Below are 26,238 nucleotides of genomic sequence, written 5' to 3' on the forward strand. Positions count from 1 at the left end.
CCTTCGTCGCCCGTCGTCGTGTCCGTGGCGGGCCAAAGGTACGCCGTGCGGTGCGGGATTCCGAGAGCACGGCGACGCCACGACCGCGTAATCGTCCAATCCCCTTCCCTTGCCCCGTGGTTCATGGTCGAGTACCAGCTTGGTCGAGCCCACCTCTGTCCCTCTCACCAACCCCGGGGAGCCGACGACATGTGCAAGGAAGAGCACGGTGACCACTCGATCAGCAGACGCGGACTGTTCGTGACGGGAGCCGCTGCCGCGCTTACGTTGAGCAGTGTGACCTTCGCCGAGGCAGCTGCCGAAGAGACCACCACCGAAGTCGTGCGCGGCACCCTCCCGCCCGGCTCACCCGACTTCGTCCATCTGCCGGTGGAGATCCCGCGCGGCGTGTCGGAGATCCGGGTCTCGTACACGTACGAGAAGCCGGCTGTGCCCGCCGGTACCCAGGGCAACGCCCTGGACATCGGCATCTTCGACGAGCGCGGCACGGCGCTCGGCGGGAAGGGCTTCCGGGGCTGGTCGGGCGGGGCGCGCAGCGAGTTCTTCATCCGGGGGGACGAGTCGACGCCCGGTTACCTCCCGGGGCCGATCCGCGCGGGCACCTGGTACATCGCGCTCGGGCCGTACACGGTCGCGCCGCAGGGCCTGCCGTACACGATCACGATCACGCTCACCCACGGCGCCCGGGCGAAGACCCCCGAGCCTGTCTACCCGCCCGAGCGGGCCGAGGGGCGTGGGCGGGCCTGGTACCGCGGGGACTGCCATCTGCACTCCTGGTACTCGGACGGCAGGCGCACGCCCGCCGAGATCGCCGCGCTCGCTCGCGCAGCGGGTCTGGACTTCATCAACAGCAGCGAGCACAACACGCATGCCGCGCACGCCCACTGGGCGGACGAGGCGGGCGACGACCTGCTGATCCTCCTCGGCGAGGAGGTCACCACGCGCAACGGTCACGTCGTCGCCCTCGGCACCGACCCGGGCACGTTCGTCGACTGGCGCTACCGTGCCCGCGACAACCGATTCGGCCACTACGCCCGCGAGATCCGCCGCGCCGGCGGCCTGGTCGTCCCGGCGCACCCGCACGCCACCTGCATCGGCTGCAACTGGAAGTTCGGCTTCGGCGAGGCGGACGCGGTGGAGGTGTGGAACGGGCCGTACACGCCGGACGACGAGGTGTCCCTCGCGGACTGGGACGGCATGCTCGTGGCCTCCGTACGCTCCGGCAGCCGCTGGACCCCCGCGATGGGCAACAGCGACGCCCACCGCGACCCGGACCCCGTCGGCACGCCGCAGACCGTCGTCCTCGCCGACGACCTCACCCGCGAGGCGATCCTCGACGGCATCCGCGCGGGGCGCAGCTATGTCGCCGAGTCCTCGGCCGTGTCGCTGTCCTTCTCCGCGTCCGGCGGACGAGGGCAGCACGCGGGCATCGGCGAGCGGCTGCGCGTCGACGCCGACGAACCGGTGACCGTGCGCCTGGAGGTGACCGGCGCCCCCGGCCGCACGGCCCGCATCGTCACCGACCAGGGCGTGCTGCACACGGCGACCCTTCCGCCGGAGGGCACGGGCACGGTTGAGTGGCGTACGACGGCGGCGTACGCGGCGTACGTACGGGCCGAGGTGCGGCACGCGCCCGTCGTCCCCGTCCCGGGCCTCCCGGGGCCGCTGGCCGCGTTCACCAATCCGGTCTTCCTGGGGCGCTCCGCCTGAGAGCCGCCCACCTGTTCCTGTCCCTGCCTCCTGTCCCTGTCGGAACGGGCGCGCAAGCGCTGCCGACAGGGATGATTCCGCGTCGAGAAATCGCTGGACAGTGACGTAAGCGCTACTATGGGTACATAGTCATAATCTGTCGCGATTTCCGATTTCTCCGGGCTCCATGGCAACAGGTTGGGTGATGGCGTTGATCGGGTCGAGCAAATCCCATGCCTACAAGGGCACGTCGTCCAAGGCGATCCGCCATCAGTACGACTTCCTGGGCGACTTCTACCGGCTGACCCTGGGGCCCGAGCTCGTCTACTCCTACGGAATGTGGGAGGAGGGCGACACCCTCGAATCGGCCCAGCTGCGCAAGCTCGACTACCACGCCGAGGCAGCGAACGCCGTGGGCGCCGACCGCGTGCTCGACGTCGGCTGCGGATGGGGCAGCCTCATGCAGCGGCTGGTGGAGAATCACCATGTCGGTCACGTCGTCGGCATCACCATGAGTCCGGGGCAGGTCGCCTGGATCCGCGACCAGAACTGGCCTCGCTGCGAAGTGCGGACCGAGAACTGGTTCGACCATGTGCCGACAGCGCCCTACGACTCCATCATCGCCATCGAGGCGATCGAACACTTCGCGGGCAACAACATCCTGCGGGCCAAGCGCGTCGCCCGCTACCGCGAGTTCTTCGAGCGCTCCCACTCCTGGCTGCGCCCGGGCGGGCGCATGTCGTTGCAGTCCAACGCCTGGAACAGCCGTGGGTGGCTGTCGTCCCTGGTGCTGCCGGCGCGGCAACTGGCACCGCACCACCCGCGCGGCGGTAGGACGGGCAGCAGCAGCACGACGGCCGGCAGGAACGGGCACCTGGCCCTCAAGGACGTCTACGACGGGCTCCAGAACATCCGCGAGGGCTTCCACGCATCGCGCAAGGTGTTCCCCGAGTGCTTTCTGCCGACCCTCGCCGAGCTCATCGACGCGAGCATCGGCATGTTCAAGCTCGTGGACGTGCGCAGCGACCCGGAGGACGGCGTACGGACCCTGGAGAGCTGGCTGGAGCGGGCCGAGGCCAACCGGCGCCGCGGGGCCGAACTCATCGGCGAGAGCGCGGTGTCCGACATCCTCAGGGAGCAGCGCACAGCGCTCAAGTTCATGCGCGAGCGGCGCTACACCGTGCTTCGCCTGGTTCTCGAGAAGGTGTGACGCTCTACGTCCGCTGCCGCCGGCCACCGGCCACCGGCTAGCCGCTGACGGCCCTTGAACCGTGAGCGGACCGGCGTGACGGACATGCGTGACGGACATGCGTCCGGGCCCGGCCCCCGAGGAAGGGGGCCGGGCCCGGACGCATGGACTCAGCGGGAGGAAGGGGCAGCGGTCAGTCGGCGACGACCAACGACGGGGTCTCCTTCGTCAGTACCTCGCCGCGGAAGAACGCCGGGCTGCGGCGCTGCATGATCACCATGATCACGCCGCCCAGGACCAGCAGGCCGACGCCGATGACGAAGACGGAGCCGACGCCGAAGACCGCGGAGCCCGAGCCGTAGGCCGGGTCCCACATGTCGTAGAGGGTCTTGCCGAAGACCGCCGCGAGCAGGACACCACCGAGGACCGGGAAGAGGCCCTTGAAGACGAAGTCGCGGGCGGAGCGGAAGAGCTCCCGGCGGAAGTACCAGGCGCAGGCGAAGGCGGTCAGCGAGTAGTAGAAGCAGATCATGAGGCCGAGCGCGTAGATCGTGTCGACCAGGACGTGCTCGCTGACCAGGGTCATGACCGTGTAGAACACGCCGGTGGCGACGCCCGCGACGACCGTGGCCCGGCCGGGGACCTTGAAGCGCGGGTGGACGTCCGAGAAGGACTTGGGCAGCGCCTCGTACGCGGACATCGCGAGCACCGTGCGGGCGACCGGGATGAACGTCGTCTGGAGGCTGGCCGCGGCCGAGGCGAGAACGGCGACGAAGAGCGCGACACCGAGGACCGGACCCATGACGGGTCCCGCCAGGGCGGCGAAGACGTTGTCGGAGGTGTCCGGGTTGGCGAGGCCGAGGCCCTTGTCACCCGAGCCGACGGCCATCTGCGCGGCAACACCGGTGGCGAGGTACGAAGCGACCAGGACGACCATCGCGATGAGCGCGGCGCGGCCGGGAGTCTTTTCGGAGCCGGTCGTCTCCTCGTTGGTGGACAGGGAGGCGTCCCAGCCCCAGTACATGAAGATCGACAGCGACAGTCCGGCGGTGAAGGCCGCGAAGGACTGGACCGCGAAGGGGTTCAGCCAGGACCACGAGAAGTCCAGGCCGGTGTCGAAGGCCCCGCTGCCGGCCTTCTGGAGGGCCATGGCGACGAAGACGGCGAGGACGACGAGCTGGAGGCCGACGAGCGTGTACTGCACACGCTTCGTGGCGGTCATGCCGCGGTAGCTGATCGCGGTGGCGATGGCGATCAGGACGAGGCAGGTGAGGATGTGGACGGCCTTGTTGCCGTCCAGGGCGGCGATCGACTCGCTGCCCGTGATCTCACCGGCGAGCAGCCAGAAGTAGGAGGTCGCGACGCCCGCGAGGTTGGAGAGCACGATGATCGTGGCGATCACGAGACCCCAGCCGCACATCCAGCCGACGCGCGGGCCGAAGGCCTTCACCGTCCAGGTGAAGGAGGTGCCGGAGTCCGGCATCACCCTGTTGAGCTCGCGGTAGGCGAAGGCGACGAGAAGCATGGGCAGGAAGCCGGCCAGGAACACGGCGGGCATCTGCAGGCCGACCTCGCCGGCCGTGGAGCCGAGGGTGGAGGTCAGGCAGTACACGGGGGCGACCGTCGAGATACCGATCACAGCACTGCCGAGGAGACCGACGGAGTTCTTCTCCAGTCCCTTGGCCCGGACGCCCCCTCCAGGGCGTCCCCCTACCGTGTCTCCGGCCTGGGGTTGCATGTCCAGCTGAGTCATGAACAGGACGTTAAATGCTGCGGTTCCCGTATCCGGAAGCCTGAACTCCACTCCCTTCACCTTTGATATCCACAAGAAGAAACGCAATCAACCGGTGATTGAAAGGGTGAACGAGGACTTGTCCAGGAGATTTACAGGCTCAAATCAAGCAGTTCCCGAATGCGAAAACCGCAGCTGCGCCCGTTTTGCCCGTTTCTGAAATTTCCCGTCGGATTCATCCGCGGGTCGCCGGCCTCCTCGCCGGCGCCCGCCACTCCGCTCCCGGCCACCCGCTCGGGCTCAGCCTCCGGGCCACACGATCGCCTGCAGTTCGCTGTACGCGTGCAGGGCGTACGAACCCACGTCCCGGCCCACCCCGCTCTTCTTGAACCCCCCGAACGGCGCCTCCATGTTGCGGCCGATCGTGTTCACCCCGACCCCGCCGGCCCGCAGCCGCCGCGCCACCCGGAAGGCCCGGGCCGCATCCCCCGACCAGACGTAGTCGATCAGCCCGTAGTCGCTGTCGTTGGCGAGCGCGATGCCCTCCTCCTCGTCGTCGAAGGGCACGACGACCACCACAGGACCGAAGATCTCTTCCCGTACGACACGCATTTCGTTGGTGCAGTCGGCGAAAAGCGTCGGCGCCACGTAGAAGCCGCGCGCGAAGTCGGGGCGCTCCCCGCCCGCGACCAAGCGCGCGCCCTCCTTCTTCCCCAGTTCGACGTACGACTCGATCCGGTCACGGTGCGCCGCGGAGATCACCGGGCCCACGACCGTGCCCTGCGCCGCCGGATCGCCGACCTTCATGAAAGCCAGGTAGCCCGTCAGCTTCTCGATCAGGCTGTCGTGGATCGCGCGCTGCGCGAGGACGCGCGTCGGTGCGGTGCAGATCTGGCCGCTGTAGAAGGCGAAGGTGGTGCCGATGCCCATGACCGCGGAGTCGAGATCGGCGTCGTCGAAGACGACCGCCGCGCCCTTGCCGCCCAGCTCCATCAGCTGCCGTTTCATCGCCCCGCCGCACACCTCGCCGATGCGCTGCCCGACGGCCGTGGAGCCGGTGAAGCTGACCATGTCGACGTCAGGCGAGTCGACGGCCGCCTCCCCCACCTCCGTGCGGGAGCCGCTCACGACATTGACCACCCCAGGCGGCGCGCCCGCCTCCGCCAGCGCCTCGGCCATCCGGTACACGGACAGCGGGTCCTGCGGGGCGGGCTTCACGACGACCGTGTTGCCCATGGCGAGGGCTGGGGCGACCTTGCCGGCCGGATTCGCCCACGGGTTGTTGTACGAGGTGATGCAGGTGACCACGCCGACCGGGCGACGGGCGGCGAGCGCGCCGAAGATCCCGGCCTTCCCCATCGGGCCCGCCTCGTTGATCTGCGGCGGCAACCCCTGCTCGGCGGGCTCCAGCGCGCCCTTCGCGTACCGCCGGAAGCGGGAGACACCGACCGCGACCTGCATGCCGCGGGCCGTCCCGGTCGTCGCGCCGGTCTCGGCGCGGGCGAGCTCCGCGTACATGTCGAACTCACGCTGGATCACGTCCGCGGCCCGGTCCAGAATCGCCGCACGCTCCTCCGGGGCGGTGCCGGACCAGGACACGAAGGCCTCCCGGGCGGCTGCCGCGGCCTCGTACACCTGGTCGCGGCTCGCCTCGGGCGCGAGGCCGACGACCTCCTCGGTCGCGGGGTCGACGACCTCGTAGTGGCCGCCGTCCGGCTCGACCCACTCCCCTCCTATGTACAGCCGCTGCCCGGCGGGCCCATCGGCGCTCACCTGGTGCTCACCGTCCTGGTGTCGAGGCCCGAGCGCAGCACTTTGCCCGGAATCGCGCCCGTGATCTCGTCGTCGCGCACGGTCTCGACGCCGTTGACGCGTACGGACACGATCCCGACCGCCCGCGAGTCGAGCCGCGGGCTGTCCCCCGGCAGGTCGTGGACGAGGGTCGCCGGGCCCGCGTCGATCCGCTCCGGGTCGAGGAGCACCAGGTCGGCGTGGAAGCCCTCGACGATCCGGCCGCGCTCGCGCAGGCCGAAGAGCTGCGCCGGGTCGTCGGTGAGCATCTTCACCGCCTCCTCGAGGGAGGCGAGCCTGCGTCCGCGCAGACAGTCCCCGATGAAGCGCGTGGTGTACGGCGCCCCGCACATCCGGTCCAGGTGTGCGCCCGCGTCGGAGCCGCCGAGCATGACGTCCTCGTGCTGCCAGGTCTCGGCGCGCAGGGTCCAGCTGGCCGGGTCGTTGTCGGTGGGCATCGGCCACAGGACCGTGCGCAGGTCGTCGTTGGCGCAGATCTCGACCAGGCACCGGAAGGGGTCCTGGCCGCGCTCGGCCGCGATGTCGTTCACGACCCGGCCGCTCAGGCCCTCGTTCTCCGCGCTGTACGTGTCGCCGATGACGTAACGGCCGAAGTCGGCCAGGCGCCGGAAGACGCCCGCCTCCTTGGAGTCGGCGCGGCGCAGCATCTCGGCGCGGACCGCGGGTTCGCGGAGCTTCGCGATCCGCTCCGGGACGGGCAGGCCCAGGATCTCGCCCCACCCCGGGATGAGGTTGAGCGCGCAGAAGGTGCCGAGCGACATGTTCATGGGGGTGAGGATCGGCATGGTGAGCGCGACGATCCGGCCGCCGGCCTTGCGGGCGCGTTCGCTCGGGACCAGCTGGCGCGGTACGCGTTCGGGTACGGCGGCGTCGACGGTGAGCACGTTCCAGTTGAGCGGGCGGCCCGCGGCGGCGCTCATCTCGACGAAGAGGTCGATCTCCTCGTCCGAGAACTGGTCGAGGCAGCCCGCGACGATCGCCTCGAGCTGGGTGCCCTCGTGCTCGGCGACGGCGCGGGAGAGGGCGAGGAGTTCGGCGGGCCCGGCGTGGCGGGAGGCGACGGGCTGTCCGTCACCGTCCGAGTGGGTGGACGACTGAGTGGTGGACAGACCCCAGGCTCCGGCGTCCATCGCGTCGTGCAACAGCCGCACCATGGCGTCGAGCTGCTCGGGCGTGGGCCGGGCGCCGACCGCGTCCGGGCCCATGACGTGCCGGCGCAGGGCGCAGTGGCCCACCATGAAGCCCGCGTTGACGGCGATGCGGCCGTCGAGGGCGTTCAGGTACTCGCCGAAGGTGTGCCAGTTCCAGGGCGCGCCCTCTTCGAGCGCGACCAGGGACATGCCCTCGACCTTGGACATCATGCGGCGCGTGTAGTCGGCGTCCTCGGGGCGGTCCGGGTTGAGCGGCGCGAGCGTGAATCCGCAGTTGCCACCCGCGACGGTGGTCACGCCGTGGTTCATGGAGGGCGTGGCGTACGGATCCCAGAACAACTGGGCGTCGTAGTGCGTGTGGGGGTCGACGAAGCCGGGCGTGAGGACGAGCCCGGTCGCGTCCTCGCTCGTCGTGGCGTCCTCGGTGACGGTGCCGGGCTCGGCGATGACGGCGATGCGGCCGTCGCGGAGGCCGACGTCCGCGGTGCAGGCGGGGGCGCCGGTGCCGTCCACGACGGTGGCGCCCTTGATCAGGTGGTCCAGCATGGGTGGCGTCCCTTTCGTCACTCGTCGGGTGCCCCGGTCGGAGGTCTCCGCGGCTGGCCGCAGCCGCGGAGACCTCCGGCCGGGCGGTGCGAACGGCGATCCGGGAAGACGCCGCCCGCGGTCTTTGGGGGTGAGGCGTTTCCCCCACCCCGCCCCTTTCCGCACCGGGGCCGGCCCCAGGCCCTCTGGCCCCGCGTCCTCAAACGCCGGACGGGCTGCGTAGTCAGGCCCGCCGGCGTTTGAGGCGCGAGGTTCGGGGCGGAGCCCCCGGACGGGGTCCCCGGTGCGGAAAGGGGCGGAGGGGAGGGCCCGCCGCAGGCGCCCCCCACGGCCGGGGCCGGGCCGAGAGCCGGGTGAGGCCGGGGCGCGGGGTCGGGCGCCGGTGCTGGGCCCGGAGCCCGGGGTCGAGCCCGCGGGCCGGGGGCCCGGGGACCCGGGGGCCGGGGACCCGGGGACCCGGGGGCCGGGGACCCGGGGACCCGGGGGCCGAGCTCATGGTCAGGCTGCCTCGCGGAAGCGGGTCGTCCGGTGGACCGGATCCGTGTCGATCTCCGGGATCACGTGCTTGCCGAGGAGCTTGATGGTGTTCATCGTGTCCTCGTACGACACCCCCGTCGGCAGACCGAACGACAGCTGGTCCGCCCCCGACTGCTCCCACCGCTTGCACTGCGCGAGCACCTCGGAGGGATCACCGCAGATCATCAGCTCCTCGGCGATCAGCAGCTCGATGATCTCGGCGTTGTACTCGGGGAGCAGTTCGGGCCACTGCGGGATGACCTCGGGCCGCGGGAAGGTGTCGTGGTAGCGGAAGACCAGCGACTGGAACCGGTTCAGATTGGCGTTGACGGCGATCTCGACCGCCTTGTCGTGGGTCTCGGCGCAGATCGCGGTCGAGGTGACCATGACGTTGTCGTTGACGAAGGCACCGATGGCCTTCGCCTCCCGGATCGCGGTCTTGTACTCCTCCAGCACCCACTCCATGTCGGAGACCTTCTGGACGCTGAAGCCGAGGACGCCCAGGCCCTTCCTGGCGGCCATCGCGTACGAGGAGGGAGAGCCGGCGGCGTACCACATGGCCGGGTGGGCCTTGCCGTACGGCTTGGGGAAGACCTTGCGCGGAGGCAGCGACCAGTGCTTGCCCTGGAACCCCTCGTACTCCTCCTGGAGGAACATCTTGGGGAACTCGGCGATGGTCTCTTCCCAGATCTCCTTGGTGTGGTTCATGTCCTCGATGCCGGGAAGGAAGCCGAGGATCTCGTGGCTGCCCGCACCGCGGCCGGTACCGAACTCGAAGCGCCCCTGGGAGAGGTGGTCGAGCATGGCGACCTTTTCGGCCACCTTGACGGGGTGGTTGACCTGGGCGAGAGGGTTGAAGATGCCCGAGCCGAGATGGATGCGCTCGGTGGCGTGCGCGAGGTAGCCGAGGAAGACCTCGTTCGCCGACAGGTGCGAGTACTCCTCCAGGAAGTGGTGCTCGGAGGCCCAGGCGTACTTGAAGCCCGACTTGTCGGCCTGGATGACGTACTCGGTCTCCTCGATCAGCGCCTTGTGCTCTGCCTCGGGGTCGACCTTGGACCGCGCCTCAGGCACGTATCCCTGCACAAAGAGACCGAATTCCAAGGGGTTCACCGTCCTTCTATTTCTGACACACCGTCAGATCTGAATGGGTCGACTGTTCCACCGGGCGCCCGGGGCGTCAATACCTGACGATGCGTCAGAGAATGCTGACGCCCGCCAGCCAGCCGCCGTCGATGACGAACGGCTGGCCCGTGATGTACGAGGAGTCGTCGCTGGACAGGAACAGCGCCAGCCGCGCCACCTCCTCCGGCTGCCCGACCCGCCCCAGTGGCACCACCTTGCGGTAGAGCTCGTCCACGGCCGCCCGGTCGACGCCCTCCGGCATGCTCATCGGGGTGTCCACGGCCCCGGGACACACCGCGTTGACCCGGATCTTCCTCGGGGCCAGCTCCACGGCCGCGACCCGGGTCAGACCGAGGACGGCGTGCTTGGTCGCGGCATACGCCCCCACGCCGGCCATGCCTGTCAGGGCCGTGTACGAGGCGGTGTTGACGATCGTCCCGCCGCCGGCCGCCTCGATCTCGGGGGCGACGTTCCTGATCCCCAGGAAGCAGCCGACCTGGTTGACCTGGACGATCTGCTGGAACTCCTCGAGCGGCGTGGACACCAGCTCGTTGAAGCGCAGAATGCCCGCGTTGTTCACCAGGCCGTCGATCCGCCCGAAGGCCTCCTTCGCGGTCGCGACGGCTGCCGCCCAGTCGGCCTCCCGTGTCACGTCGAGACGGACGTACTTCGCGCTGTCCTCGCCCAGCTCCTTGGCCAGGGCCTCCCCCTGGTCGTCGAGCACGTCACCGAGGACGACCTTCGCCCCTTCGGCCGCGAACAGCCGCGCCTCCTGCTCGCCCTGTCCGCGCGACGCGCCCGTGATGACGACGACACGTCCGTCCAGCTTGCCCATGCCCGTACTCCTAACGGTTGAGGTGCGGAGCCACATCGGCGGCGAAGGCCGCCATCTGGTCGGTGAGTTCGGTGCGGCTCCGACTGCGGAAGCGCACCTGGATCTGGTCCACTCCCATCGCGCCGTACGCGCGCAGCGACTCGGCGAGCGCGTCCGGTTTGCCGGCGAGGGTACGGCGGCCGACGTCCCAGGAGGCGTCGCCGACGTACAGCGGCTCGGTGATCGCGCCGATCTCCATGGGATCGGTGACCCCCGCCTCCTCGCGCAGCGCCCTGAGCTTCGCGATCCGGCCCGGGAGCCGGTCGCGCGGATCGCCCTGCGGCAGCCACCCGTCGCCCTTGAGCGCGGCCCTGCGCACGGCGGCGGGCGAGGAGCCGCCGACCCAGATGGGCACGCGGGCCTGCGCGGGCCGGGGCCTCTGCCCGAGCCCCTCGAAGGCGAACCGCTCCCCCGCGAAGCTCGGGAACTCCTCCGGCCCGAGTGCCGCCCTGAGCGCATCGATCGTCTCGTCGAGCACGGGCCCGCGCCGCTCGAAGTCCGCCCCGAGCGCGTCGAACTCCTCGCGTACGTGACCGGCGCCCACGCCGAGGACCAGTCGGCCGGAGGAGAGGTGGTCGAGGGTCGCGTACTGCTTGGCGGTGAGAAGCGGATGGCGCAGTCCGACGACGGCGACATGGCTGAGGAGCCGGACGCGCTCGGTGGTCGCGGCGAGGAAGGAGAGCGTGGCGACGGGGTCGTACCAGACGGTCGACATCGCGGCGGCGAGCCGGTGCGGAATGGCCACATGGTCGCAGGACGCGAGGTAGTCGAAGCCCGACCTGTCGGCGGTGCGGGCGATCTCGACGAGGTCACCGGGGCCGGCGGTGGCCTCCCAGGGCTCGGCGTAGATGGTGCTCTGCGACTGGACCGGAAGCTGCATCCCGTAGACCACCATGATCCATCCCCTTTACCTGACGCTCCGTCATATTCGATGAACCACCATGGTCTTTGCTGACGCCCCATCAGACAAGGGGTGTGCGGGGTGCGGGCGTCCGGCTTTCCGGGGCTGCCTAGAGTGCTCCCCATGAGCCACCCGCCCCTCACCCCGCCCACGGACGCCCCCGAGCCGAGTCCCGTCCCCGAGCTTCTGGCCTCGGCCGAGCGCGCAGCTGCGGACGGCGACTGGATCGCGGCGGGTCGCGCCTGGGTGGAGGCCGCGATGCAGGCGAGCCTCGACGGGGCGAACCAGGCATCACGGACGGCCGCTCCTCGGCTGAGACCCCTCGCGGACGCGGGCTCTGCGGATGCGGCGGCGTTGCTGGCCGGGATCCTCCTGGAGTACTACGAGGAGTCCGCGCTGCCGACGGCCGTTCGATACGCGGAGGCGGCGGCCACGGCGGGGCACCCTGCGGGACAGCGCACATACGGCTTCATGCTGGTCAACGGCCTGGGCGTGGAGAAGGACGAGGATCGGGCGGCGAAGCTGTTCCGAGCGGCTGCCGAAGGCGGCGACGCCTACGGAATGTTCAATCTCGCCGCGACGCTCGACAGCGACACGGACGGCGACGAGGAGCTGCGGCTGCTGGCCGGCGCCGCCGGTCTCGGTGTCACCGAAGCCGGCTGTGCCCTCGGCGACCGCCTCGGTGCGGTGGACCGGGACGAGGAGGCCCTGGCCTGGTACCTGTGGGCAGCCGAGCGCGGCGAGACGAACGCCATGTACGCGGCGGCCTGCTGGTACCGCGACGGCTTCGGCACCGCGACCGACCCGGTGCAGGCGGTCCGCTGGTTCTTCACCATGTACGGGCACGGCGACGGAAACGGAATCCACGACGCCATCGAACTGGCCGGGCAGGGCATGACGGACGAGCAGATCCGCGAGGCCGGCCGTCTCGCGGGCGAACCGGGCTCGGCGGAGGCCCTCATCGACACGGTCGCGGGCAAGCGCCCCCAGGACCAGGCGTGACCCCTGCCCGCGGGCGCACCGCACCGGCGTCGCCCCTTCCCGCGGGCGCACCCCACCGGCCTGACGACTGCCCGCGACCTACCGGCCCGGCGTCACGCCGAGCCCGCGGGCGCACCCCACCGGCCTGACGACTGCCCGCGACCCACCGGCCCGGCGTCACGCCGAGCCCGCGGGCGCCCCGCACCGGCGTCACCCGTGAGGGCCGGCTACCGCATCCGCCGGTAGCTGCTGCCGTCCCTCGTCCGGGACAGCAGGCCACCCACGACCAGGTAGCGCCGCAGCGCCGAGCAGTCCTCGTGCACCGTGAGCAGTGCCTCGTTGACCTCGCGCTCGGTGTAGGCGCGGTCCGGCTCGAACAGGGTCTCCGCGAGGTGCACGAGCAACTGCTCGCGACGGGCCGGCTTCCGGGGGATCGCCGTCAGCCGGCCTTGGGAGAAGAGGGCGGCCACGCTGTGCGCACCGCTGGATCCGTTGTCGGGCATGCCCGGGAGCCTCGCAGCCGGGCGGCCTGCGGGGCAATGGATTTTGAGGGCCCCGAAGGGCCCGGGATTCAGCCCAGCAGCGCGTACACCGTGGAGGCGCGGGCCGCGGGCTCGTCCGTGCCCTCCGCTGTCATCGTGATGTCCGCGAAGGCCATGCGCTTGCCGAGTTTGGAGATACGGGCGTCGACCAGGACGTCCGCGCCGGTCACCGCACGCTGGAAGGTGGTCGACTGCTGGACCGTCGTCATCGGAACGAAGGCGCCGCGGGCCGCGGAGACGGCGATCACGGTCGCCGTGTCGGCCGCGGCCATCAGCGCCTGACCGGAGAGCGCGCCGCCCTCGCGGGCGAGCCGGTCCGACCAGGGCAGGCGCAGGACGGCGTGAAGGCCGCCCGTTTCGACGACGGCCAGACCGAGGTCGAGCACCCACGGGGCGAAGTTGTCGGCGAGGATCTTGTCGGCTTCAGCGAGCGAGAGCGTCATGGGCCGATGGTGGGGCCGCCCGCGCCCCGGTGTCCACGTCATGAACGGCCCGAATGCCGCCGCCGCGGCCGCCGGATGTCCACGTCGTACCAGGAATGACCGCGCCCGGTCCGCAATGGCCGCGACCTGTCCCGGGCGTGTCTCAGGGGCGTAACCGGGTGAGGGGGCCACGGACCCCGCCCCGTACCTCGTGGCGAAGGCTCCGGGGGGTCCGGAGCGAATGACGCGAGGAGAGCCCGATGTTCAACAAGCGCTTCGGAATGATCGCCGGTGCCGCCGCTGCCGGTGCCCTGCTGCTGACCGCCTGCAACGGCGACGGCTACGGGACCGACGCCGCCGCCCCGAACACCTCGGCGGCCGCCGAGCAGGCCGGCGGGACGCAGAACCTCGACTTCCTGAGCGGTACCGCGCAGCAGAACAAGGCGCGGCCCAGGACCGGAGACTGGGCCAACGGCCCCGGCAAGCCCGCGACCCGGCCGGTCGCGAAGAAGTGGGTCCAGCTCAGCGCCGCCGGGGCGGGGAACCTCAACCCCGTCGTGGTCAACGGTGCGGGCTTCACCCTCTACCGCTTCGACAAGGACACCGCGGACCCGTCGAAGTCCACCTGCAACGGCGAGTGCGCCACCACCTGGCCGCCCGTGGTCGTCGCACCCGGCGGCAGGATCTTCATCGACGGGGTGAAGAAGTCCGACGTGGGGGTCGTCAAGCGGGACGACGGCAACCTCCAGGTGACGATCGGCGGCTGGCCGGTCTACCGGTTCAGCAAGGACCTCAAGCCCGGTGACACCAACGGGCAGGGTGTCGGTGGCACCTGGTTCGGCGTGACGCCGAACGGCCAGAAGGCGGGCGGGGGCCCGGCCGACAGCGGCGAAGGTACGGCGAAGCCCGCCACCAGCGTCACCCTGTCCGACGAGAAGAACTTCGGCGACCCGTCCGAGGGCCTCGCCGGCTCCGGCTGCCAGAACGTCGGCCGTGACAACCTCGCCTCGTCCCTCCAGGCCTCCGGCTCGCTGAAGATCTGGTCCGAGAAGGACTGCAAGGGCAGGTCCCAGGTCGTGAACGGCAACGTCGCCGACCTGGCCGGCATCGGCTTCGACAACACCGTGTCGTCGGTCTTCCTCGGCTGACCGCGCGGCGACGAGGCCGCGGCTCCCCACCGGGGGCCGCGGCCTCGTCATGTCGTCACGCGCCCGGGCCGGCCCAGAGCCCCTCGGGAGTCAGCCCCAGCAGCTCGATCGCGTTCCCGCGCACGATCCGTTCCACCACGTCCGGCGCCAGATGCCCCATCTGGGACTCCCCGACCTCCCGCGACTTGGGCCAGGTGGAGTCGGAATGCGGGTAGTCGGTCTCGTACAGGACGTTCCCGACGCCGATCGCGTCCAGGTTCCGCAGCCCGAAGGCGTCGTCGAAGAAACAGCCGTAGACGTGCTCGGCGAAGAGCTCGGACGGCGGCCGCAGGACCTTGTCCGCCACGCCGCCCCAGCCGCGGTTCTCCTCCCAGACCACGTCCGCGCGCTCCAGGATGTACGGGATCCAGCCGATCTGGCCCTCCGCGTACATGATCCTCAGGTTCGGGAAGCGCTCGAACTTGCCGCTCATCAGCCAGTCGACCATCGAGAAGCAGCAGTTGGCGAACGTGATGGTCGAGCCGACGGCCGGCGGGGCGTCCGCGGACGTCGACGGCATCCGCGACGAGGAGCCGATGTGCATGGCGACGACCGTGCCGGTCTCGTCGCACGCCGCGAGCAAGGGGTCCCACGCGTCGGTGTGGACGGACGGCAGGCCCAGGTGCGGAGGTATCTCGGAGAACGCCACCGCCCGCACGCCGCGCCCCGCGTTGCGCCGGACCTCGGCGGCGGCCAGCTCCGCGTCCCACAGGGGTACGAGCGTCAGCGGGATCAGCCGGCCCTGCGCCTCGGGCCCGCACCACTCCTCGACCATCCAGTCGTTGTAGGCCCGGACCCCGAGCAGCCCGAGCTCGCGGTCCTTCGCCTCGGTGAAGGTCTGCCCGCAGAAGCGCGGGAAGGTGGGGAAGCAGAGCGCCGACTGGACATGGTTGACGTCCATGTCCGCGAGCCGGTCGGGCACGGAGAACGAACCCGGCCGCATCTGCTCGTACGTGATGACCTCGAGCCTGATCTCGTCCCTGTCGTAGCCGACCGCGGTGTCGAGGCGGGTGAGCGGCCGGTGCAGGTCCTCGTACACCCACCAGTCCCCGATCGGCCCGTCGTCGCCCGGGGCGCCCATGACGGGGGCGAACTTCCCGCCCAGGAACGTCATTTCCTTCAGCGGAGCCCGGACGACGCGCGGGCCGGTGTCCTGGTACTTCGACGGGAGCCGGTCCCGCCAGACGTGGGGCGGCTCCACCGTGTGGTCGTCCACCGAGATGATCTCCGGGAAGGTCTCCATGCGCACCACGGTAGCGCTGATCTGACGATCCGTCAGCTCTCTGTCGGCTGCCCGAAAGGGCCGAACCCGCAGATCCTGTGCAGAGAGTCACCCATTGCTGACGAGTCGGGCCCCCACAAGGCAGACTGTCCGGGGCGATACCGGCGAGGGGGAAGCTATGGACCGTGAGAACGGGCCCTCCGCACCGACGCGCGTTCCGGAGCAGCGGACTCCGGTGCGGCACGACGGCAGCGGCCTGCGCTTCAGCGTGCTCGGACCCGTGCGCGCCTGGGGCGACGGCGAGGCCCTGCCCACCGGGTCGCCGCAGCAGCGCGCGCTGCTGGCGGCGCTGCTCCTGCGCGAAGGGCGCACCGCCACGGCCGCCGAGCTGATCGACGCCATCTGGGGCGACGAGCCGCCCTCGCAGGCGCTCGCCGCGGTACGGACGTACGCATCGCGGCTGCGCAAGGCCCTCGGTCCCGGCGCCCTGGTCAGCGAATCCGGCGGATATGCCATCCGCACGCCGCCCGACGCGCTCGACCTGCACACCGCACAGGAACTCGTCGCCGAGGCCGAGAAGGCCCGCGCGGGCGGCGACCGCTGCCAGGCGCGCGTTCTGATCAACAAGTCCCTCGGGCTGTGGGACGGCGAGGCTCTCGCGTCCGTGCCCGGCCCGTACGCCGAGTCCCAGCGGGTGCGGCTGGAGGAATGGCGGCTCCAGCTCCTGGAGACCCGCCTGGAGATGGACCTCGACGTCGGCTGCCACGCGGAGGCCGTGTCCGAGCTCACCGCGCTCACGGCCGCGCACCCGCTGCGGGAGCGGCTGCGCGAGCTGCTGATGCTCGCCCTGTACCGCAGCGGGCGGCAGGCCGAGGCGCTCGCCGTCTACGCCGACACGCGGCGCCTCCTCGCCGACGAACTCGGCGTCGACCCGCGTCCCGAGCTGTCCCGGCTCCAGCAGCGCATCCTCCAGGCCGACGCGGAGCTGGCCCGTCCGGTCGAGGAGCCCACGCCCACCGCCCCACAGGTCACCCGGCCCGCTCAACTTCCCGCGACCGTCTCCGACTTCACCGGGCGCACCGCCTTCGTACGGGAACTGAGCGACCAGCTCGCCACCGCCGAGGGCTCGGTGATGGCCGTCTCCGCTGTCGCGGGCATCGGCGGCGTCGGCAAGACCACTCTCGCCGTGCACGTCGCCCACGCGGCCCGGCCGCAGTTCCCCGACGGACAGCTGTACGTCGACCTCCAGGGCGCGGGCGCGCGGGCCGCGGAGCCGGAGACGGTGCTCGGGGCCTTCCTGCGGGCGCTCGGCACCGCGGACTCGGCGATTCCGGACTCGCTCGACGAGCGGGCGGCGCTGTTCCGTTCCTTGCTCGACGGCCGCCGCGTCCTCGTCCTCCTCGACAACGCCCGCGACGCGGCCCAGGTCCGCCCGCTGCTGCCCGGCACGGCCGGCTGCGCCGCCCTGATCACCAGCCGCGTCCGCATGGTCGACCTGGCGGGCGCGCACCTGGTGGACCTGGATGTGATGTCCCCGGAGGAGGCGCTCCAGCTCTTCACCCGGATCGTGGGCGCGGAGCGGGTCGGCGCGGAGCGCGAGGCGGCCCTGGACGTGGTCGCCGCGTGCGGCTTCCTTCCGCTCGCCATCCGCATCGCCGCCTCGCGCCTGGCGGCCCGCCGCACCTGGACGGTCTCGGTGCTGGCGGCGAAGCTGGCGGACGAGCGCCGCCGCCTCGACGAGCTCCAGGCCGGCGACCTCGCGGTCAAGGCCACCTTCGAACTCGGCTACGGCCAACTGGAACCTGCCCAGGCCCGTGCCTTCCGGCTCCTCGGCCTCGCCGACGGCCCGGACATCTCCCTGGCCGCGGCCTCCGCCGTCCTCGACATGCCGCTCCAGGAGACGGAGGACCTCCTGGAGGCCCTGGTCGACACCTCCCTGCTGGAGTCGGCGGCGCCGGGACGGTACCGGTACCACGACCTCGTACGGCTCTACGCGCGTGCATGCGCGGAGAGGGACGAGCAGCCGCCGACGGAGCGGGAGGCGGCGCTGTCGCGGCTGCTGGACTTCTATCTGGCGACGGCGGCGCGGGTGTTCGCCATCGAGCGGCCTGGCGACCGGCTGGTGGACCATCTCGAGTCGACGGCGTACGAGGGTCTGGTCTTCGCCGACCGGCACGAGGCGCTGGACTGGCTGTACACAGAGGCGAACAGCCTGCTGGCCTGCGCACGGCAGGCGCTCGTCCCCGAGCGGCTGCGGCGTGCGGTGGACCTGCTGTGGGCGGCGAAGGACCTCGGCGAGTCAGGCGCCAACTCCAAGCAGTACGCATCGGCCGCCCTGGCCGCCCGCGAGGCCGCCCAGGCGACGGGCGACCGCCACGCCGAGGGCCGCTCCCGGACAGTCCTCACCAACGTCCACCTGGTCGCGGGCCGTTACGCCGAGGCGGACGAGGAGGCGCGCAACGCCAGGGAACTGGCAGTGGCGACAGGGGACGCTGCGCCGGTGTACTGGGCGGACAACGACCGGGGGATCATCGCCGCCAGCCGTGGATGCCTGGAAGAAGCCGAGGAGCACCTGCTCAAGGCCGCGGACGGCTCGCGCGCGGACGGAAACCTGCCCGGAGCGGCCAGCGCCTTGTGCAACCTTTCTCGTGTTCACCAGTTGATGGGCCGTACCGCCAGCGCCATCGAACTCGCCCAGCAGGGCGTGGACCTCTACGCCCGCATCGGAAGCACCCTGCGCCTGGCCAACGGTCGGTACGCCCTCGGCGTGGCCCTCACCCAGGCGGGCCGCCATGCCGACGCGCTTGAACAGCTGTCCGACGCCTTGGAGATGTTCATCAAGGATCGTCAGCGCCTCTGGGAGGGGACGACGCACTTTCGCATCGCCCAGGCCCATCTCACGGCTCAGCGGCCGGCAAGCGCCGCACAGCACGCCGAACAGGCACTCGCGACGGGCTGCATCGGAGGCGACAAGATTCGGGGTGACGTGCTCACTGTGCTGGGCAGGGCGCTCGACGCTCTCGGCCAGAGCGACCGTGCTCGAGCATGCTGGCGCGAAGCGCTGGCCCTCTACGAGCAGTTGGGCTCAGGCGAGGCCGACGCCGTGAGGACGCTGCTGAGCCCGCTCGCCGCGGCCTGAGCGCGGGCCGCGCATGCGCGTTCAGCATTCGTTTATGCCTGCCCGGCATTCTCTACGTATCGATCCGTCGCATCGGGGGGCAGACGGGTCGCCAGGGCGCTCATCGCTAAGGTGAGCGGTCCAGATGCGCCCGTTCGGCGGTCCTCGGGGGAGTCGCCGAACGGGCGCCATCCGTAGTCCACAGCCCAACGCACAGGGGAGTCAGCGGATATGAGCGACGCCGAGAAGATCGAAGAGATCGTCACCATGGGTGACAACCACATGCCCACCCCGCCCAAGGACGGCGGCGCCACGACCCAGGGTGACAACCACATGCCCACCCCGCCCAAGGACGGCGACGCCACGACCCAGGGTGACAACCACATGCCCACCCCGCCCAAGGGCTAAGACTCACATCCGACGGGGTGCGGCCGCGGCGGCGCGGAGGGGGAGCCGCCGCGGCCGCGGCACGTCCGCACACGGACGGGCGTACCGCCGCCGGAGCCCTTACTCCGACGGCGGTACGGTGATCCGCTTCCCGAACCAGTAGTGGGCGTAAGGCTCTTCGTTGAAGGCGGCGACCTCCTGGAAGCCACAGGAGCGGTAGAGGCCGATCGCGGCACCGAGCGCCTTGTTGGTGTCCAGGCGCAGTACGTCGAAGCCGTTCCGGGCGGCCCGCGCCTCCAGGTCGGTCAGAAACCGGCGGCCGAGCCCGAGGCCCCGGGCGTGGGGCGCGACCCACATGCGTTTGATCTCGGCCGGGGCGCCGGGCGGCAGCTTCAGGCCGGCGCAGCCCACGGGTTCGCCGTGCAGCCGGGCGAGCAGGAACAGGCCGTGCGGCGGCCGGAGTTCACCCGCGTCGGGCAGCAGGCTCCGTGCGGGGTCGAAGCCGGTCTCGAAGCGATCCTGGAGCTCGGTGAAGTAGGACCGCAGACAGTGCTCGGCATCGGGGTGGTCCGGGTCGACGGAGTCCAGTGTGACGGTCGCGGCGGTCAGCAACCGGTCGACCTCGGCCATGGCGGCGACCAGCCGGGCGCGCTGGGCCGTGTTGAGAGGTTCCAGCAGGGAGCCGGCCAGCTCGTCGCTGCGACCGTCGAGCACGGCACGCTCCGCGCGGCCCCGGTCGGTGAGCCGGACGGCGCGCACCCGTCTGTCCCGCGGCTGCGGCTCCACCGTCACCAGCCCGTCGGCCTCCAGTGAGCGCAGGAGCCGGCTGACGTACCCGGAATCGAGCCCGAGACGCTCCCGCAGCCGCCGCACGTCCTGGCCCTGCTCACCGATCTCCCAGAGCAGCCTGGCCTCGCCGATGGGCCGGTCGCGGCCCAGGTACTGGTCGTGGAGCGCGCCCACGCGTCCGGTGACGGTGCGGTTGAACCGCCGCACCTGGTCGATCTGCGTCGCATCCATTCCCTGACTCTAGTCAGAGAATGGATGGGGTGCCATGGCGGACGCCCGGACCAGAGGACTCACACGGGCCGGAGCGCGACGCCCGGCCTGCACAACCTCTTCATGGCGCCCTCGTCCGAGGTGAGGATCACCGTGTTTCCGCGCTGACGCCCGGCTACGGGATGACGGCCAAGGGCTATCCCCTGGCCCTGAGCTCCGTCTTCAAGACCTTCCCGCTCGCGTTCCGCGGCAGCTCCGTCACGAACTCGACCGACCTCGGCACCTTGTAGTTCGCCATCTCCCGCCGCGCCCAGGCGATCAGGTCGTCCGCGGTCAGCGTCGAACCGCGCCGCCGCACCGCGTACGCCTTGCCGACCTCACCGAGCCGGCCGTCCGGGATGCCGATGACCGCCACGTCGGCGATGTCCGGGTGCAGACCCAGGAGCTGCTCCATCTCCGCCGGGTACGCGTTGAAGCCGCCGACGATGAACATGTCCTTGATCCGGTCGGTGATGCGGAGGTTGCCCGCCGCGTCCAGGACGCCCACGTCGCCCGTGTGGAGCCAGCCGTCCGCGTCGAGGACCTTCGACGTCTCCCCGGGGTCCTCGAAGTAGCCACACATGACGTTGTGGCCGCGGACCAGGACCTCGCCCGGTTCGCCGGGGCCCGCGGAGAGGACGCGGACCTCGGTGTCCGGGATGGCGCGGCCCGAGGTGGCAGCGATCACCGAAGGAGCGTCGCCGCGGCGGCACATCGTCACGATGCCGGAGGCCTCGGAGAGGCCGTACGCCGTCAGCACAGTGGCGATGTGGAGTTCTGTGCGCAGGCGCTCGACGAGACGCAGCGGGACGACCGCAGCGCCGGTGACGACCAGCCGCAGCGCCGACAGGTCGTGGGTGTCGCGCGCCGGGTGGTCGAGGAGGGACTGGTGCAGGGTCGGCGGGCCCGGGAGGACGGAGATGCGTTCGGAGGCGATGTTCGCCAGGACCGTGTCCACGTTGAAGACGGGCTGCGGGACCATCGTCGCGCCCCGCATCAGGCACGCGATGATGCCCGCCTTGTAGCCGAAGGTGTGGAAGAAGGGGTTCACGATCAGATAGCGGTCGCCCTCCCGCAGCCCCGCGAGCTCGCTCCAGACGTCGTAGCAGCGCAGCGTCTGCGCGTGGGTGATCACCGCGCCCTTGGGCGCGCCCGTCGTGCCCGACGTGAAGATGATGTCCGAGGGGGCGAAGGAGGCGATCGCGTCGGCCCGGGCCCGCACCTCGGCGGCCGAGACCGAATCACCGCCCGCCAGGAAGTCCTTCCACGTCCGGTAGTCCTCCGGCGCGCTGTCCGCCAGGACCACCACCTGTTCCAGATGGGGCAGTTCCACCTCGGCACGGCGCAGCGACGCCACGTACGACGTGCCGAGGAAAGTGCCCGTGATGAAGAGCAGCTTCGCGCGGGAGCGTTCGAGGACGTACGCCGCCTCCGTCCCCTTGAAGCGGGTGTTGAGCGGCACGAGCACCGCCCCCGCCGACACCGCACCGAGCGCGGAGACGATCCAGTCCAGCGTGTTCGGCGCCCAGACCGCGACCCGGTCGCCCGGCTCCACGCCCGCCGCGATGCACGCCGCCGCCGCGCGCTCGACGCGATCGCCGAGCTCGGCGTACGAGACGCGCGTACGGCCCTCGACGACGGCCTCCCGCTCCCCGTACCGTTCCCCGGCACTCCGTACCAGCCTCGGAATGGAGCCCCACTCCAGGTCGCCGCGCATCGCTGATCCTCCCGCCGTCGGACGCAGTAGCTGACTGTCCGTCAGATTAGCTGTACCCTCGCCCGCATGGCGAGCCTCAAGGACGCGACAGCGATAGCCGGGATAGGGCAGACCCCCTTCGCGAAGCACCTTCCCGAATCCGAGAAGACCCTGGCCTGCCGGGCCGTCCTCGCCGCGCTCGACGACGCCGGCATCTCACCCGCCGAGGTCGACGGCTTCGCCTCGTACACGATGGAGGAAACCGACGAGGTCGAGGTGGCGAAGGCCATCGGCGCGGGTGACGTCACCTACTTCAGCAAGGTGGGGTACGGCGGCGGCGGCTCCTGCGCCACCGTCGCGCACCTCGCCACCGCCATCGCGACGGGGCAGGCGAGCGTAGGAGTGGCGTGGCGGTCGCGGAAGCGGGGCTCGGGCCCGCGGCCGTGGAGGAACACCGCCGTGCAGCTGCCGACCCCCGGCCAGTGGACGCGGCCTTTCGGGCTGCTGCGGCCCACCGACGAGATCGGCATGCTGGCCCGGCGCTACATGCACGAGTACGGCGCCACCCGCGACCATCTCTTCAACGTCGCCCTCGCCTGCCGCAACCGCGCCAACCAGAACCCCGCCGCGATCATGTACGAGCGGCCGCTGACCCGCGAGATGTACATGACCGCCCGCTGGATCAGCGAGCCGCTCTGCCTCTTCGACAACTGCCTGGAGACCGACGGCGCGCTGGCATGTGTGATCGTCTCCGCCGAGCGGGCCCGCGACTGCCGGCGCACACCCGTGTATGTGCACTCCGTCGCCCAGGGCCTGCCCGCCCAGCACCACGGCATGGTCAACTACTGGAACGACGACCCGCTCACCGGGCCCGCCTGGACCGCCGCCCGACAGCTCTGGAAACAGGCCGACTTCGGGCCCCAGGACGTCGATGTCGCCCAGATCTACGACGCGTTCACCCCGCTCATCCCGCTCTCCCTGGAGGGCTACGGCTTCTGCGGGCGCGGCGAGGGCGCGGCGTTCACCGAGGGCGGCGCGCTGGAGATCGGCGGGCGGCTGCCCATCAACACCGGCGGTGGCGGGCTCAGCGAGGCGTACGTCCACGGCTTCAACCTCATCAACGAGGGAGTGAAGCAGCTGCGCGGCACGAGCACCGCTCAGGTGCCGGACGCCGCCACCTGCCTGGTGACGGCGGGCGAAGGCGTTCCCACATCGGCCGTACTGCTGAGGAGTTGAGATGCCCGGAGATCTGCTGACACCGGTCGTCGACGAGGACGGCGCCCCGTTCTGGGAGTACGCCGCCCGGGGCGAGCTGCGCATCCAGGCCTGCTCCGGCTGCGGTGAACTGCGCTTCCCGCCCCGCCCGTGCTGCCCGCGCTGCCAGTCGTTCGACAGCGAGTGGCGGCGCATGAGCGGACGCGGCCGGATCTGGTCGTACGTCCTCCCCCATCCGCCGCTCCTGCCCGCCTACGCCGAGCAGGCCCCCTACAACGCCGTCGTCGTCGAACTCGCCGAGGCGCCGCACATCCGGCTCGTCGGCAATGTGGTGGCCGCCCCGGACGCCGCGCTGAACTCGGTCGACCCGGCACGGCTGCGGATCGGGGCGGCCGTGAAGGTGGCGTTCACCCGCCTCGCGGACGGCACGACCGTGCCGCGCTGGCTGCTGGAGCGCGCATGAGCGGCATCCGGGTGGAGACCGACAAGGACACGGGGGTCGCCGTCGTCACCCTCGACCGCCCGGACAAGCACAACGCGATCGACCTGGCGATGGCGCACGAACTGGGCCGGATCTGGCGGGGGTTCAGATACGACGACAGTGTGCGGGCCGCAGTGGTCACCGGCGCGGGGGCGCGGGCCTTCTGCACCGGGATCGACCGCGGTGCCGAGGTGCCGCAGCCCTCGTCCCCGTACTCGATCGACGATCCGCTGCTCACGATCGGCCCCAAGGCGAACGACCTGTGGAAACCCGTCATCGCGGCGGTCCGCGGGCTGGCGTGCGGCGGGGCGTTCTATCTGCTCGGCGAGGCGGAGTTCGTGATCGCCGCCGAGGACGCGGAGTTCTTCGATCCGCATACGACGTACGGCATGGTCAGCGCGTACGAGTCCGTCCACATGGCGATGCGGATGCCGTTCGGGGAGGTGGCCCGGATGGCGCTCATGGGGACCGCCGAGCGGGTATCGGCCCGGCGGGCGTACGAGACGGGCCTGGTCAGCGAGGTGACGGCACCCGGCGACGAGGTCCCCGCCGCGATACGGTGCGCGGCGGTGATCGCGTCGTACCCGACGGAGGCCGTGCAGGGAACGGTGCGGGCCGTCTGGTCGGCGAAGGAGGCCGCGCGGGCCCATGCACTCGCCCATGCCCCGCACCTGATCGCACTCGGGAACCTGCCGCCGGAGCGGCAGGCCGAGCTCTTCACGGGCGGGCGGGGCAGGGGCGAGTACCGGGTGCGTTAGGGGGAGGCCGTGCGGGTCGCGCTGACGACCTCGCACTCCCTGGACTCGAGCCCCTTGCCGGAGCCGGTGTAGGGGGCGCTCGCCTCGGTGAAGTAGTGGTCGTTCGCGGCGACCGTCACATCGTCGAACTTCGCGACGAGCGGTACCCCCGGATCGTCGCCCTGGAAATGCAGCGTGATGTCGTAGGTCTGGTCCACCGGGGTGTCGTTCTTGATCAGGAGCTGACCCCGGACGTCGGTCTCGGCGCGGTTGATGGAGCAGTACTTGATCTCCACGTCGCTCTTGGCGTCGACGGCGCCGGTCGGGCCGCTGTACGTGGGCTCGTCCGTGGCGTCACTGCCGCCGGAGACCGACCCGCCGCTCGTGCCGATGTCGAGGTCGTCGTCATCGTCGGAATGGCTGCCACCGGTGGTGCTGCCTCCGCTGGTGGAGGTGCTGGAGCCGGAGCTGCTGTCGTTGTCGCAGCCACCGCCGCGGGAACCGCGGGCACCGGTCAGCGTGATCAGGACAAGGCCGAAAACGGCGATCGCACGGACATGGCGCTTCTTCACTGTTCAACCCCCCGTTGAAAGCGTGAGTATGGCGAAAAACAGCCCCTGTTTGACGGGCGCACGACACCATACAGGGCAACGGAACCGCCCAGAAGCGCAGTCGCGGACCCGCACCGCCGGGCGTAGCGTCTGCTGCGAGAGGAGGCCGGGAATGGTGCGCAACGTCATCGGCTCGGTGCTCGCTCTCGCCGGAGCGACGGCCGCCGTATGGAGCCCCTTCCGTGCCTGGTACGACGGCCGTCACGGCAGCGACTATCGCGTTCAGGACCTGTTTCAAGGGATCACCGACGCCGAGGCGACGATCACGACGTCGATCCTCCTCCCCTTCGCATTCGCGGCGCTGGTCACCCTGGTGGGGGTGATGCTGCGCTCGCGGTGGCTGGTGTGCCTGGCCGGGCTGGTCGTGCTCGGCTTCACGATCCTGTGGACGGTGCGCCAGGGGCAGGCGGCGGGCAGTCTGACGGTCGGCGGCGACGGGCCGACGCTGGGTGACGGGGTGGCGAACGCGCTCGGCGGCGGGGTGCTTCTGTTGCTGGGGGCGGTGGTGATGAGCGGCCGGGCGCCGAGAGTCGAGAGGGTCGAGGAGCCGTGGCCCGGACCCGGATCCGAAACCCGACCCGAGCCCTGGCCCGAGCCCGGGTATCCGCCCGCGGGCGAGGGGGCATCGCCGTACGGGTGGGCGCCGGGGCCGAATGACACCCAGCGGCTGCCGACGTACCCGACGTATCCGGGGGATCCCTCGGCTCCGCGGCGTCCGCGCCCCGACCCGTACGGGGCGGGCCCCGAGCGGGATCCGTTCCGGGACGAGGGCCGGCAGCCGTAGCACGCCTGCGGCGGGCCTTCTCCCCGCCCCGCCCCTTCCCGAACCGGGGCTCCGCCCCGCCCCTTCCCGAACCGGGGCTCCGCCCCGGCCCCCGTTTGCGCGGGCTCCGCCCCCGCACCCCCGCGCCTCGATCCCCCCTACGCCCTGGCGGGCGTGGGGGAACGGGCACGGACAACCAGCCCGTCCTGCGGTTGAGAACGGACACCCGCGTCGACCGGCCCGGTACGCGGACACCCCAAACCCGGCCGGCGCTTGAGAACGGACACCCAGGCCACCGGCGAG

Annotated in this window: 22 protein-coding genes; 10 read left to right on the forward strand and 12 right to left on the reverse strand. The window is 71.1% G+C overall.

Going from position 1 to position 26,238, the window contains the following annotated elements; translation table 11 throughout:
* Positions 1 to 189: 189 nt before the first annotated feature.
* Together ABT078_RS13010 and ABT078_RS13015 are read left to right on the forward strand one after the other, a co-directional pair.
* A complete protein-coding gene (locus ABT078_RS13010; RefSeq protein WP_351226891.1) occupies positions 190 to 1,710 on the forward strand; it encodes a CehA/McbA family metallohydrolase in 1,521 nt (506 codons plus the stop codon).
* A gap of 184 nt (positions 1,711 to 1,894) precedes the next feature.
* Complete coding sequence (locus tag ABT078_RS13015; RefSeq protein ID WP_351226893.1) at positions 1,895 to 2,899, forward strand: SAM-dependent methyltransferase; 1,005 nt, start codon at positions 1,895 to 1,897, stop codon at positions 2,897 to 2,899.
* 172 nt (positions 2,900 to 3,071) lie between these two features.
* Here ABT078_RS13015 and ABT078_RS13020 read toward each other — a convergent pair whose 3' ends face one another.
* From ABT078_RS13020 to ABT078_RS13045, 6 genes are all read right to left on the reverse strand, one after another.
* Entirely contained in the window at positions 3,072 to 4,631 is a 1,560-nt protein-coding gene (locus tag ABT078_RS13020; protein WP_351226895.1) for an APC family permease, read from the reverse strand.
* Between the two features lie 279 nt (positions 4,632 to 4,910).
* A complete protein-coding gene (locus ABT078_RS13025; protein WP_351226897.1) occupies positions 4,911 to 6,383 on the reverse strand; it encodes an aldehyde dehydrogenase family protein in 1,473 nt (490 codons plus the stop codon).
* Complete coding sequence (locus ABT078_RS13030; protein WP_351226899.1) at positions 6,380 to 8,119, reverse strand: N-acyl-D-amino-acid deacylase family protein; 1,740 nt, start codon at positions 8,117 to 8,119, stop codon at positions 6,380 to 6,382. The genes ABT078_RS13025 and ABT078_RS13030 overlap by 4 nt, the downstream gene beginning before the upstream one ends.
* 498 nt (positions 8,120 to 8,617) lie before the next feature.
* Positions 8,618 to 9,739 carry an LLM class flavin-dependent oxidoreductase gene (locus ABT078_RS13035; protein WP_351226901.1) on the reverse strand — a complete coding sequence of 374 codons (1,122 nt, stop codon included), beginning with the start codon at positions 9,737 to 9,739 and terminating at the stop codon, positions 8,618 to 8,620.
* Positions 9,740 to 9,833: 94 nt separating this feature from the next.
* Positions 9,834 to 10,595: an SDR family NAD(P)-dependent oxidoreductase gene (locus ABT078_RS13040; protein ID WP_351226903.1), complete on the reverse strand. Its 762-nt coding sequence runs from the start codon at positions 10,593 to 10,595 to the stop codon at positions 9,834 to 9,836.
* 10 nt (positions 10,596 to 10,605) lie between these two features.
* A complete protein-coding gene (locus ABT078_RS13045; RefSeq protein WP_351226905.1) occupies positions 10,606 to 11,529 on the reverse strand; it encodes an LLM class F420-dependent oxidoreductase in 924 nt (307 codons plus the stop codon).
* A gap of 129 nt (positions 11,530 to 11,658) precedes the next feature.
* Between ABT078_RS13045 and ABT078_RS13050 the strand changes: the two genes are divergently transcribed.
* Positions 11,659 to 12,537 (forward strand): tetratricopeptide repeat protein, encoded by an 879-nt coding sequence (locus ABT078_RS13050; RefSeq protein WP_351226907.1) that lies wholly within the window; start codon positions 11,659 to 11,661, stop codon positions 12,535 to 12,537.
* Between the two features lie 206 nt (positions 12,538 to 12,743).
* Here ABT078_RS13050 and ABT078_RS13055 read toward each other — a convergent pair whose 3' ends face one another.
* On the reverse strand, positions 12,744 to 13,019 hold the full coding sequence (locus ABT078_RS13055; RefSeq protein WP_351226909.1) for a DUF2087 domain-containing protein: 276 nt from the start codon (positions 13,017 to 13,019) through the stop codon (positions 12,744 to 12,746).
* Between the two features lie 68 nt (positions 13,020 to 13,087).
* Entirely contained in the window at positions 13,088 to 13,501 is a 414-nt protein-coding gene (locus ABT078_RS13060) for a PaaI family thioesterase (protein ID WP_351226911.1), read from the reverse strand.
* Between the two features lie 239 nt (positions 13,502 to 13,740).
* On the opposite strand from ABT078_RS13060, the gene ABT078_RS13065 reads away from it, so the two are divergent.
* The gene (locus ABT078_RS13065; RefSeq protein ID WP_351226913.1) at positions 13,741 to 14,628 is read left to right on the forward strand and encodes a hypothetical protein; all 888 of its coding nucleotides are present in this window, start codon (positions 13,741 to 13,743) and stop codon (positions 14,626 to 14,628) included.
* Between the two features lie 55 nt (positions 14,629 to 14,683).
* Here the strand turns inward: ABT078_RS13065 and ABT078_RS13070 are convergent, their stop codons facing one another.
* Positions 14,684 to 15,910 carry an amidohydrolase family protein gene (locus ABT078_RS13070; RefSeq protein ID WP_351226915.1) on the reverse strand — a complete coding sequence of 409 codons (1,227 nt, stop codon included), beginning with the start codon at positions 15,908 to 15,910 and terminating at the stop codon, positions 14,684 to 14,686.
* Between the two features lie 157 nt (positions 15,911 to 16,067).
* On the opposite strand from ABT078_RS13070, the gene afsR reads away from it, so the two are divergent.
* Together afsR and ABT078_RS13080 are read left to right on the forward strand one after the other, a co-directional pair.
* Positions 16,068 to 19,028, forward strand: a complete 2,961-nt coding sequence (afsR, locus tag ABT078_RS13075; protein ID WP_351226917.1) for an SARP-family global regulator AfsR — start codon at positions 16,068 to 16,070, stop codon at positions 19,026 to 19,028.
* Between the two features lie 210 nt (positions 19,029 to 19,238).
* Positions 19,239 to 19,415 carry a hypothetical protein gene (locus ABT078_RS13080; protein WP_351226919.1) on the forward strand — a complete coding sequence of 59 codons (177 nt, stop codon included), beginning with the start codon at positions 19,239 to 19,241 and terminating at the stop codon, positions 19,413 to 19,415.
* A 99-nt stretch (positions 19,416 to 19,514) separates the two neighbouring features.
* Here the strand turns inward: ABT078_RS13080 and ABT078_RS13085 are convergent, their stop codons facing one another.
* Positions 19,515 to 20,414 (reverse strand): bifunctional helix-turn-helix transcriptional regulator/GNAT family N-acetyltransferase, encoded by a 900-nt coding sequence (locus ABT078_RS13085; RefSeq protein WP_351226921.1) that lies wholly within the window; start codon positions 20,412 to 20,414, stop codon positions 19,515 to 19,517.
* A gap of 175 nt (positions 20,415 to 20,589) precedes the next feature.
* Entirely contained in the window at positions 20,590 to 22,149 is a 1,560-nt protein-coding gene (locus tag ABT078_RS13090) for a FadD3 family acyl-CoA ligase (protein ID WP_351226923.1), read from the reverse strand.
* Positions 22,150 to 22,215: 66 nt separating this feature from the next.
* Here ABT078_RS13090 and ABT078_RS13095 point away from each other — a divergent pair, with 66 nt between their 5' ends.
* Genes ABT078_RS13095 through ABT078_RS13105 form a run of 3 tightly spaced genes read left to right on the forward strand, consistent with a single transcriptional unit; the run spans position 22,216 to position 24,582 of the window.
* On the forward strand, positions 22,216 to 23,364 hold the full coding sequence (locus ABT078_RS13095; protein WP_351226925.1) for a lipid-transfer protein: 1,149 nt from the start codon (positions 22,216 to 22,218) through the stop codon (positions 23,362 to 23,364).
* 1 nt (position 23,365) lies between these two features.
* Positions 23,366 to 23,806, forward strand: coding sequence for a Zn-ribbon domain-containing OB-fold protein (locus ABT078_RS13100; protein WP_351226927.1), 441 nt, complete (start codon positions 23,366 to 23,368; stop codon positions 23,804 to 23,806).
* A complete protein-coding gene (locus tag ABT078_RS13105; protein WP_351226929.1) occupies positions 23,803 to 24,582 on the forward strand; it encodes an enoyl-CoA hydratase/isomerase family protein in 780 nt (259 codons plus the stop codon). Before ABT078_RS13100 ends, ABT078_RS13105 begins: the two co-directional genes overlap by 4 nt.
* On the opposite strand, the gene ABT078_RS13110 is transcribed toward ABT078_RS13105, so the two are convergent.
* Entirely contained in the window at positions 24,579 to 25,133 is a 555-nt protein-coding gene (locus ABT078_RS13110) for a hypothetical protein (protein ID WP_351226931.1), read from the reverse strand. The two genes, ABT078_RS13105 and ABT078_RS13110, sit on opposite strands and share 4 nt — an antisense overlap.
* 151 nt (positions 25,134 to 25,284) lie before the next feature.
* On the opposite strand from ABT078_RS13110, the gene ABT078_RS13115 reads away from it, so the two are divergent.
* A complete protein-coding gene (locus ABT078_RS13115) occupies positions 25,285 to 25,956 on the forward strand; it encodes a hypothetical protein (protein WP_351226933.1) in 672 nt (223 codons plus the stop codon).
* Positions 25,957 to 26,238: the final 282 nt, after the last annotated feature.

It is taken from the genome of Streptomyces sp. NPDC002133 (assembly GCF_040296405.1).
Lineage (GTDB): Bacteria > Actinomycetota > Actinomycetes > Streptomycetales > Streptomycetaceae > Streptomyces.

Excerpts from the sequence above, each read along its gene's own strand:
- ABT078_RS13010 (WP_351226891.1), top strand. The coding sequence starts at position 190 with ATGTGCAAGGAAGAGCACGGTGACCACTCGATCAGCAGACGCGGACTG.
- ABT078_RS13015 (WP_351226893.1), top strand. The coding sequence starts at position 1,895 with ATGGCGTTGATCGGGTCGAGCAAATCCCATGCCTACAAGGGCACGTCG.
- ABT078_RS13020 (WP_351226895.1), bottom strand. The coding sequence starts at position 4,631 with ATGACTCAGCTGGACATGCAACCCCAGGCCGGAGACACGGTAGGGGGA.
- ABT078_RS13030 (WP_351226899.1), bottom strand. The coding sequence starts at position 8,119 with ATGCTGGACCACCTGATCAAGGGCGCCACCGTCGTGGACGGCACCGGC.
- ABT078_RS13040 (WP_351226903.1), bottom strand. The coding sequence starts at position 10,595 with ATGGGCAAGCTGGACGGACGTGTCGTCGTCATCACGGGCGCGTCGCGC.
- ABT078_RS13045 (WP_351226905.1), bottom strand. The coding sequence starts at position 11,529 with ATGGTGGTCTACGGGATGCAGCTTCCGGTCCAGTCGCAGAGCACCATC.
- ABT078_RS13050 (WP_351226907.1), top strand. The coding sequence starts at position 11,659 with ATGAGCCACCCGCCCCTCACCCCGCCCACGGACGCCCCCGAGCCGAGT.
- ABT078_RS13055 (WP_351226909.1), bottom strand. The coding sequence starts at position 13,019 with ATGCCCGACAACGGATCCAGCGGTGCGCACAGCGTGGCCGCCCTCTTC.
- ABT078_RS13060 (WP_351226911.1), bottom strand. The coding sequence starts at position 13,501 with ATGACGCTCTCGCTCGCTGAAGCCGACAAGATCCTCGCCGACAACTTC.
- ABT078_RS13065 (WP_351226913.1), top strand. The coding sequence starts at position 13,741 with ATGTTCAACAAGCGCTTCGGAATGATCGCCGGTGCCGCCGCTGCCGGT.
- ABT078_RS13070 (WP_351226915.1), bottom strand. The coding sequence starts at position 15,910 with ATGGAGACCTTCCCGGAGATCATCTCGGTGGACGACCACACGGTGGAG.
- afsR (WP_351226917.1), top strand. The coding sequence starts at position 16,068 with ATGGACCGTGAGAACGGGCCCTCCGCACCGACGCGCGTTCCGGAGCAG.
- ABT078_RS13080 (WP_351226919.1), top strand. The coding sequence starts at position 19,239 with ATGAGCGACGCCGAGAAGATCGAAGAGATCGTCACCATGGGTGACAAC.
- ABT078_RS13085 (WP_351226921.1), bottom strand. The coding sequence starts at position 20,414 with ATGGATGCGACGCAGATCGACCAGGTGCGGCGGTTCAACCGCACCGTC.
- ABT078_RS13090 (WP_351226923.1), bottom strand. The coding sequence starts at position 22,149 with ATGCGCGGCGACCTGGAGTGGGGCTCCATTCCGAGGCTGGTACGGAGT.
- ABT078_RS13095 (WP_351226925.1), top strand. The coding sequence starts at position 22,216 with ATGGCGAGCCTCAAGGACGCGACAGCGATAGCCGGGATAGGGCAGACC.
- ABT078_RS13100 (WP_351226927.1), top strand. The coding sequence starts at position 23,366 with ATGCCCGGAGATCTGCTGACACCGGTCGTCGACGAGGACGGCGCCCCG.
- ABT078_RS13105 (WP_351226929.1), top strand. The coding sequence starts at position 23,803 with ATGAGCGGCATCCGGGTGGAGACCGACAAGGACACGGGGGTCGCCGTC.
- ABT078_RS13115 (WP_351226933.1), top strand. The coding sequence starts at position 25,285 with ATGGTGCGCAACGTCATCGGCTCGGTGCTCGCTCTCGCCGGAGCGACG.